The 8650-nt window shown below is 66.1% G+C and carries 7 protein-coding genes and 1 pseudogene; 4 read left to right on the top strand and 4 right to left on the bottom strand.

Features of this window, described 5'->3' with window-relative positions:
* Both VNW74_RS16615 and VNW74_RS31795 read left to right on the top strand, forming a co-directional pair.
* Positions 1–796 (top strand): annotated as a pseudogene (locus tag VNW74_RS16615) (MMPL family transporter); the annotation flags it as partial.
* 43 nt (positions 797–839) lie between these two features.
* Positions 840–1004 carry a dodecin domain-containing protein gene (locus VNW74_RS31795; protein WP_349256800.1) on the top strand — a complete coding sequence of 55 codons (165 nt, stop codon included), beginning with the start codon at positions 840–842 and terminating at the stop codon, positions 1002–1004.
* A gap of 5 nt (positions 1005–1009) precedes the next feature.
* Here the strand turns inward: VNW74_RS31795 and VNW74_RS16610 are convergent, their stop codons facing one another.
* Genes VNW74_RS16610 through mutA form a run of 4 tightly spaced genes read right to left on the bottom strand, consistent with a single transcriptional unit; the run spans position 1010 to position 7486 of the window.
* Positions 1010–2275 (bottom strand): serine hydrolase domain-containing protein, encoded by a 1266-nt coding sequence (locus VNW74_RS16610; protein WP_325678693.1) that lies wholly within the window; start codon positions 2273–2275, stop codon positions 1010–1012.
* Between the two features lie 42 nt (positions 2276–2317).
* Positions 2318–3319: a methylmalonyl Co-A mutase-associated GTPase MeaB gene (meaB, locus tag VNW74_RS16605; RefSeq protein ID WP_325678691.1), complete on the bottom strand. Its 1002-nt coding sequence runs from the start codon at positions 3317–3319 to the stop codon at positions 2318–2320.
* Positions 3320–5572: a methylmalonyl-CoA mutase gene (gene scpA, locus VNW74_RS16600; RefSeq protein ID WP_325678689.1), complete on the bottom strand. Its 2253-nt coding sequence runs from the start codon at positions 5570–5572 to the stop codon at positions 3320–3322. It abuts the gene before it with no gap.
* Positions 5573–5587: 15 nt separating this feature from the next.
* Positions 5588–7486: a methylmalonyl-CoA mutase small subunit gene (mutA, locus tag VNW74_RS16595; RefSeq protein WP_325678687.1), complete on the bottom strand. Its 1899-nt coding sequence runs from the start codon at positions 7484–7486 to the stop codon at positions 5588–5590.
* 202 nt (positions 7487–7688) lie between these two features.
* On the opposite strand from mutA, the gene VNW74_RS16590 reads away from it, so the two are divergent.
* Together VNW74_RS16590 and VNW74_RS16585 are read left to right on the top strand one after the other, a co-directional pair.
* Positions 7689–7973 (top strand): FeoA family protein, encoded by a 285-nt coding sequence (locus VNW74_RS16590; RefSeq protein ID WP_325678685.1) that lies wholly within the window; start codon positions 7689–7691, stop codon positions 7971–7973.
* Positions 7970–8650, top strand: a 681-nt coding sequence (locus VNW74_RS16585) for a FeoB small GTPase domain-containing protein (protein WP_325678683.1), incomplete at its 3' end; no start/stop codon positions are given. The genes VNW74_RS16590 and VNW74_RS16585, both read left to right, overlap by 4 nt.

Below are 8650 nucleotides of genomic sequence, written 5' to 3'. Positions count from 1 at the left end.
GAATTCTTTCTTGTCTCCGGATGGGAAGGCGGCTCGATTCATCATTTCGCATAGGGGCGATCCCGCCACGCCCGAGGGCGTAGCGCGTATCGATCGGATAAGGACGGCGGCCGAGGAGGCGCTCAAGACGACACCTCTGGCAGACGCCAAGATCTATATCGCTGGCACCGCGTCGACCTTTAAGGACTTCCGAGACGGCTCTAAATACGATCTCTTGATCGCGGGAGTTGGCGCGCTTTGCCTTATTTTCATGATCATGCTCATGATCACGCGAAGTTTTGTGGCCGCACTGATGATCGTGGGGACGGTGGCGCTTTCGCTGGGCGCTTCCTTCGGGCTCTCCGTGCTCATCTGGCAGTATTTTCTGGGCATCAAATTGCACTGGATGGTGCTTCCGATGTCGGTGATCATCCTTTTGGCGGTAGGGTCTGACTACAATTTGCTGCTGGTATCCCGGATGAAAGAGGAAATAGCCGGTGGAATAAAAACGGGCATCATCCGTGCAATGGGCGGTACCGGCAAGGTCGTGACGAATGCGGGCCTGGTGTTCGCCTTCACGATGATGTCCATGGCGGTAAGCGACCTGCGGATTATCGGTCAGGTCGGTACCACCATCGGCCTGGGCTTGTTGTTCGACACCTTGGTCGTGCGCTCGTTCATGACGCCTTCAATCGCCGCGCTGCTCGGACGCTGGTTCTGGTGGCCGCAACAAGTGCGCCCCCGCCCCGCCAGTGCCCTACTGCGGCCAGTGCGCCCCCGTCCCCTGGTACGTTCCTCAGTTGTTCAGGACGGGGACCACGCCGCGGCGAAGCCTCAGCGGCAGATCGTTGTAGTTCACGATGCCCGGCGTGGCGGCGACGACGGCCGGGATCGCGTTTATGTTGGGCCTCGCCGTCATGAGCCGCATGATGTGCCCAAGCATCCGCGGCCACCTGGAGAACCGGGCCATCGCGCACTTCCAGGTGACCTTGAAGGTCGGCTTTCGGCTCGAGAGCGCTGAGTAAAACCGTTAGCCCGCAACGGCTCCCGGCTCGGAGAAGGGCGAGCCGAAGTCGGCCACCCTCTCGAGTCCGTGTTTCCGGGCTTCGGCGGCAGCCCGTCGGCACAGCGTGCCGGTCGCTACGAAACCGGCGTGATCGACGACGACGAACGGGGACAGCAATCGGTTGTGCACGAACCCGAATCCCAGGCCATTTTCGGGATCGGCCCAACCGAGCGAGCCACCCAGGCCCACATGCCCGAATCCGGGTATCACACCGAACGGCAAGCGGTGATAGCCGAGATGGAATGCCAACGGTATCAACAAGTTGCCGTCCGGTCGCAGGTTGGGTGCGCCGCTGAGGCCCGTCGACAGCTCGCGGGACAGGAACTGGGTACCGTCGATTCGGCCGCCGTTGGCGATCGCACCGTACATCCGAGCCAGCCCGCGCGCCGTCGCCACCCCGTTAGCTGCCGGGATCTCCCCGTCCATTAACGGGATATCGCCTTGGACAAAGGATTTCATGCCGGGGAAATACATGGAACCGAATCCGCCCGATATTGACAGCGCGGCGATTGTCGGTGCCACCGCGTTGAAAAGCGGATTAGCGATGGCGCTCTGCGGCATGATGATCTGCGCGGCCCGGGTCGGCGAGTCGACGGGCGGGCGGCCCAGGTGCAGGCCGTCGATGCCCAACGGCTCGGCCAACTCCTGGCGGAACAACTCTCGCATGCCCTGTCCAGTCACCGCGCGGGCCAGACCCGACACCAGCCAGCCGTAGGTCAACGCGTGGTAGGCCGACCTGCCGAACGAGTAGCCGGGGCGCGCTGCCGCCAGTCGTTCTTCCATCACTTCGTGGTTCAGCAGGTCTTCCTTGCTGGCACCGTGCAGCGCCGACAGACCGGCTTGGTGCCGCATCACTTGGCGGACAGTGATGTTCGCTTTCCCGTTTGCGCCGAACGCGGGCCAGTATTCGGCGACCGGTACGTCGTAATCGATCAGTCCGCGGTCGACGAGCCGGTGAATGACGGTGGACGCCATGCCCTTCGTCGCCGAGAACACCATGGTCGCGGTGTCCGCCGACCACGGCACCCGTCCGCGCCGGTCCGACCACCCGGTCCACACGTCTACAACAGGTTCCCCGTCGAGATACACCGCCAGCGCCCCGCCGCCGAACCGCCGGCCCGGGAACATACTGGCGAAGCTGCGCACCGCGCAGGCAAAGTGTGGATCGGCTGCGCCGTGAACACCGCGCGGCAGCACTGACCGGCGATTGCCCACCACTTCGAGGGTCATACCGTTGAACTTACCGTTCCCGTCCGGCAAACAACTTGATATTTACCCTTCCGTTATCGATGCGAGCTTAAGTATTTGCTGAGCTGCCATGGCCGGCGTTAATTCCCCAGCCAGCACCTGCCGCTCTACCTCGGCGCGACCTTTGCGCACCGCAGGGTTGGACAGCATCCGGTCCAGTACGGTGTCCCGCACCATCTGCCAGGTCCAGTCGACCTGCTGCGCTCGCCGCCGCGCCTCGAACTCGCCTGCCTCGCCAAGTACCTTCTGATGGCGCTCGACCGTCTCCCAAAGCTCCTCCAGCCCGGTACCTTCCAGCGCACTCATGGTGAGAACCGGTGGACGCCAGAGGGTTTCGCGTGGATAGATCAGCCGGATCGCTCCGGAAAGGTCGCGTGCGGCTTTGCCCGCCTCGCGCACGTGCTCGCCGTCAGCCTTGTTCACCACGACGATGTCGGCCAACTCCAGGACGCCTTTCTTGATGCCCTGCAACTGATCACCGGTGCGTGCCAGGGTCAGAAAGACAAAGGTGTCGACCATATTGGCCACCGCCACCTCGGATTGGCCGACGCCGACGGTCTCTACCAAGATCACGTCGAAGCCGGCAGCCTCCAACAGCACGATGGTTTCTCGGGTGGCCTTGGCCACCCCGCCGAGCGTGCCCGATGTCGGTGACGGGCGGATATAAGCGTCTGCATGTGCTGCCAGCCGTGGCATCCGGGTTTTGTCGCCCAGGATCGATCCGCCGGTGCGAGTCGACGACGGGTCGACGGCCAGCACCGCCACCCGATGCCCTCGCTCGATCAAATACATGCCGAGCGCCTCGATGGTCGTCGACTTGCCCACTCCGGGGACCCCGGTGATGCCGACATGGTGGGCACTTCCGGCATCCGGCATCAACGCGAGCAGCAACTGCTGAGCCGATTCGCGATGGTCGGGGCGGGTGGACTCCACCAGGGTGATGGCCCGCGGCAGCGCCGCACGGTCGCGACGGCGGACAGCTGCGGCGAGTTCGTCGACGCCGTCGTCGCCCTTCTCGGTTGCCATCTAGCTAAGGGTGTACCCGCGGCACTCGGCCAGCTTGTTCAGCAGATCGATGGCGGCGTCGGCGATCACCGTGCCGGGCGGGAAGATCGCCGCGGCTCCGGCGGCGTACAGCTCGTCGAAGTCGCCCGGCGGGATGACGCCGCCGACCACGATCATGATGTCCGGCCGGCCCGCCTCGGCCAACGCGTCTCGCAGCGCAGGCACCAACGTCAGGTGGCCGGCCGCCAGTGAGGACACCCCGACCACGTGCACGTCGTTGTCGGCCGCTTGGCGGGCCACCTCGTCAGGCGTGGAAAACAGCGCCCCGACATCGACGTCGAAACCGATGTCCGCGAAGGCCGTTGCGATCACCTTCTGACCGCGGTCGTGGCCGTCCTGCCCCATCTTGGCCACCAGAATCCTCGGGCGGCGACCGTCGGCCTCGGCGAACTTCTCGACGAGTTCGGTGGCGGTAACCATGTTGCCGGCCTTTCCAGCTTCGTCGCGGTAGACCCCGGCGATAGTACGGATCTCCGCCTGGTGCCGGCCGTATACCTTTTCCAGTGCATCGGAGATCTCGCCCACGGTGGCCTTGGCCCGGGCCGCGTCGATCGCCAGCGCCAACAAGTTGTTGCCCAGTCCGTCTTCACCCGCGCGGCCGTGGGCGGCGGCGGCACGCGACAACTCGGCCAGGGCGGCGTCAACCGCCTGCCGGTCCCGATTTGCCCGCAGGTCTTGCAGTTTGGCCAGCTGCTCGGCACGCACCCGGCTGTTCTCGACCTTGAGGACCTCGACCTCCTGGTCCTCTTCGACCTGGTACTTGTTGATCCCGATCACCGGCTGGGTCCCGGAGTCGATGCGGGCCTGAGTGCGGGCCGCCGCCTCCTCGATGCGCAGCTTCGGAATGCCGTCGCTGATGGCCTGCGCCATGCCGCCGTGCTCGGCGACTTCGGCGATGTGGGCACGCGCCCGCTGCGCCAGCTGATAGGTCAACCACTCCACGTAGTAGGAGCCGGCCCAGGGGTCGATCGGCCTGGTGGTACCGGACTCCTGCTGCAGCAACAGCTGTGTGTTACGGGCAATCCGGGCAGAGAAGTCCGTCGGGAGCGCCAGCGCCTCGTCGAGCGCATTGGTGTGCAGCGACTGGGTGTGTCCCTGGGTCGCGGCCATCGCCTCGATGCAGGTGCGGGCGACGTTGTTGAAGGCGTCCTGCGCGGTCAACGACCAGCCCGAGGTCTGCGAGTGTGTGCGCAGTGACAGCGATTTGGAACTCTTCGGGTTGAACTGTGCGACTAGCTCGCTCCACAGCAGCCGCCCAGCGCGCAGCTTTGCGACCTCCATGAAGAAGTTCATCCCGATGCCCCAGAAGAAGGACAGCCGGGGGGCGAACTTGTCGATGTCCAGCTCGGCGTCCAAGCCCGCTCTGATGTAATCGACACCGTCGGCCAGTGTGTAGGCCAGCTCCAAATCCGCAGTGGCACCGGCCTCTTGGATGTGGTAGCCGGAGATCGAGATCGAATTGAACTTCGGCATCTTCGCGCTGGTGTAACCGAAGATGTCGGAGATGATCCGCATCGACGGCTTGGGCGGATAGATGTAAGTGTTTCGAACCATGAATTCTTTGAGGATGTCGTTCTGGATGGTGCCGGCCAGCTTCTCCGGCGGCACCCCTTGCTCCTCCGCGGCCACCACGTAGAGCGCCAAGATCGGCAGCACCGCGCCGTTCATGGTCATCGACACCGACACCGTCGACAGGTCGATGCCGTCGAACAGTTGCCGCATATCCAAGATGGAATCGATTGCCACACCTGCCATTCCGACATCACCCTGCACGCGTGGATGGTCGGAGTCGTAACCGCGGTGGGTGGCCAGGTCGAAGGCCACCGACAGCCCCTTCTGGCCGGCGGCGAGGTTGCGGCGATAGAACGCGTTGGACTCCGCGGCGGTGGAGAACCCGGCGTATTGGCGGATTGTCCACGGCTGGTTGACGTACATGGTCGGGTAGGGGCCGCGTACAAACGGCGGATCGCCGGGGAAACTGTCCAGCGGATAGCCGTCGGCTTCGACGGCTGCACGATCCGCGCCGATGTACACCGGTTTGACATCGATGTCTTCCGGGGTGTGCCAGATCAGCTGGTCGGGTGTGTACCAGGACGCTGCCGCGGCCGCTGCGACGTGCTTTTCCAGCGCGGCTTCGGTTGGCGGCTGCACGGTGCGCTCGCTGCGCAGCGGGATGTCGGCGAAACTGCCGACGACTGGTGCGGTGGTGGTCATCGTGGCTGGCCTCCCTCAGGCTCCTAGCCGGGCGAGCAGACTCGAGAGCACTTTGACCGCATCGATTTTCGCGGTCAGAAACTCGTCGGGTCGATGTTCGGGGTCTGTTGTCTCCGCAGTGCCTTCCAGCGCCTTCGGCGGCCCGGCCAGGCAGACGTGCGAAACCCCCGCATGATGCGCCGCCTCGACAATGCCGGCCGCCTCGGTGCCGTATCGGGTGTCGGTGCCGCAGATGACCGCTACCGTGGGCGACCCTGCATCGGAAACCGCCCGTGCGACACCGTCGGCATCGACTGTCCCGGGGTTGATCGCCTCGATACCACCCGAGGCAAGCAAATTCGACGCGAAGGTCGTACGGATGTTGTGTTCGGCCAACGGTCCCAGCGGCAGTAACAGCGCCTGCGGCCGTGAACCGGTATCGGCCAGGTACACGTCCGAACGGTCGCGCAGCGCTTCGAACCCGGCCGCATACCGTAACAAATTGCCTGCGGCAAGCGGTGTGCCCGGCCAATCGCTCTGCGGCAGAGGCGGTTCGCCGAGATTCGGGAATTCGCTGACGCCGGTGACCGCGGTCCGGCGATGCGCTATGTCGTCGGCGCGCTTGGCCGCGATCTCGGCGATCTGGCCGGCGATGTGGTCGCGGGCGTCGACGAATCCGCCGTGCGCCTCGATGGCCTGGAAATGCTCCCAGGCCTGCTGCGCCAGCTGCTCGGTCAGGTCCTCGACGAACCACGACCCGCCGGCCGGGTCCAGCACGCGGCCAACGTGTGACTCTTCCAGCAGCAGCAACTGCACGTTTCGGGCCATTCGGCGCGCGAAGCTCGTTGCCATGCCGGGGAATCCGCCCGGAATCGCCACATCGAACGGCAACACCAGGACCGTGTCGGCGCCGCCGACCCCCGCGCCGAACGCCGCCAGGGTGCTGCGCAACATATTCACCCACGGGTCGCGCTGCGTCATCATCGGCAGCGATGTCTCGGCATGCACCACGGCCGCGCCGCTCTGCGGATCACCGACGACCTCGGCAACCCTGGCCCACAGTTGACGCGCAGCGCGCATCTTGGCCACCGTCATGAACTGATCGTCGTCGGCGGCCAGCCGAAAGCTGATCTGCCGTAGCGCATCGCCCAGCGAGACGCCGCCCTCGATGAGCGTTCGCACGTAGGCCACCGCGGCCGCGATGCTGCCGGCAAGTTCCCACGCGGCGTTGGCGCCCAGATTGTGGAAGGCGGGCCCGTCGACCGCGATCGCCCGCACCCCGTGCTGGCCGGCCACCCGGGTAGCCACCGCGACGACATCCTCGAGCGGCGGAACCGGACGGCCACTGAGCAGCGCCGTCAGCGGGTCGGCGCCCAGGTCGACCGACAGGGTGCCGCGCTGATCGGGTTCCACCTCGGCGACCAGCGCTAGCAGCGCGTCGCAGGCCGCGGAGTAGTCGGCGCCGGCATCGAGGATGACCGGCGCCATGCTCAGGTAGACGCCGTCGAGCACCTTCTCCAGCTGGGTCGGTGCCACACCGGACTCCCCCACCCGGATCAGCAGCGCGCTGGCGCCTTCACCGAGCGCTGCCAACACCGCGGTGTTGACGTCCTCGGCCGCCACCCCGGGCACCGCCTGGGCCGGAAACGCCTCGGCGACCTTCCAGCCGGACTTGACGTCGCGCAGCGCGTCGCCGCCACGCAGATATGGCCACTCGCCCGGCAGCGGCGGTTCCGGTAGCGCATCCAGCGCGGTGTACAGCGGATGGATGGCAAAGCCCTCGTAGGTCGGACTGTCGAGCAGCCGCTCGGGTTCGGGCCCAAGCTCGTCCGCATCGCGCCGTGTGCTCTTGGCCAGCACACCCGCCACCGCCACGCGCCAACGGGCGCGGCCTTCCGCCAAATCGGCGGGCTCGGCGGACACATCGGCTGACACCGAAAGCTCCTCTGTCGCAGGATGTGGCGGCCCTCGCGCTGGCCTGCCACGCACCCACCAGGCTAAATGATGGGTGGCGGCATCCGGGAATCGGCTGGCGCCAACACCTGGCGGGTGGCCGGAGCGGGGCTGTGAACCCCGGCCGGACTGCGCAAGTTAGGTATACCTAACTAAGGTAAGAAAGGCTAATGTTGGACCGATAATGGCTACTCGGGCGCAACGCGCACGCGATCAATCCGGATCGGTGATCGTGCTCGCCCAGCTGCCGCCAGGCGGGCGGGCGACGGTCGTGGGCACCGTGCCGCAGGCGACCTCCGCGGTGGCAAGCCGGCTGGTCCAGCTGGGCTTTCGCGCGAGGGCCCAGGTCGACGTGATCCGCCGCGCACCGCTGGGCGACCCCACCATCTACCGGGTTCAGGACACTGAGCTGTGCCTGCGCCGACGCGAGGCGCAACTGATCGAAGTCGTTCCCGAACCGGATCAATGACGGCCTGCCACGACGTCGATGCCGCGCCGGTCACCGTCGCCGGTATCCGGCGAGTTGCGCTGGTGGGCAGCCCCAATGCCGGTAAGACCAGTGTCTTCAACCACCTGACCGGGTTGCGCGCCAAGACCGGTAACTACCCGGGCGTCACCGTCGGACGCAGCGTCGGTACCACCAGCGTGGACGGCGTCTCGATCGCCGTGGAGGACCTGCCCGGCACCTACAGCCTCGACCCGATCAGCCCGGACGAGCAGGTGGTCACCGACCTGTTGACCGGCAAGTACCCGGACATCGACGGGCCCGACGCGGTGGTACTGGTCGCCGACACGACCACGCTGCGTCGCTCTATCATGCTGATCGGCCAAGTGCTACGGCTGGACCTGCCGTGCTTGCTCACGCTGACCATGGGCGACGAGTTGACCTCCCGCGGCGGCCGGATCGACGTCGAGGCGTTGTCGACGGCGCTGGGAGTTCCGGTGGTCGCGGTCGTCGCGCACCATGGGTCGGGCATCGACGGCCTGCGGGCACAACTGGCGTCCTTCGACCAGTGGCAACGCCCGCCGATCCTTCCCCCGTCCGGCGAGCAAGCCATCGACGCCTGGGGGCAGTCGGTGCTCGACGCGGCTGATTACGTTGCACCGCAACCAGATCGGCGTACCCGCCGGATCGACCGGGTGCTG

Origin of the sequence: Mycobacterium sp. (assembly GCF_035570115.1) — a bacterium.
Lineage (GTDB): Bacteria > Actinomycetota > Actinomycetes > Mycobacteriales > Mycobacteriaceae > Mycobacterium.
This window is presented reverse-complemented; position numbering and strand designations above follow the sequence as displayed.

Coding starts and splice junctions, on each gene's coding strand:
- VNW74_RS31795 (WP_349256800.1), top strand. CDS start 840: ATGCCCGGCGTGGCGGCGACGACGGCCGGGATCGCGTTTATGTTGGGC.
- VNW74_RS16610 (WP_325678693.1), bottom strand. CDS start 2,275: ATGACCCTCGAAGTGGTGGGCAATCGCCGGTCAGTGCTGCCGCGCGGT.
- meaB (WP_325678691.1), bottom strand. CDS start 3,319: ATGGCAACCGAGAAGGGCGACGACGGCGTCGACGAACTCGCCGCAGCT.
- scpA (WP_325678689.1), bottom strand. CDS start 5,572: ATGACCACCACCGCACCAGTCGTCGGCAGTTTCGCCGACATCCCGCTG.
- VNW74_RS16590 (WP_325678685.1), top strand. CDS start 7,689: ATGGCTACTCGGGCGCAACGCGCACGCGATCAATCCGGATCGGTGATC.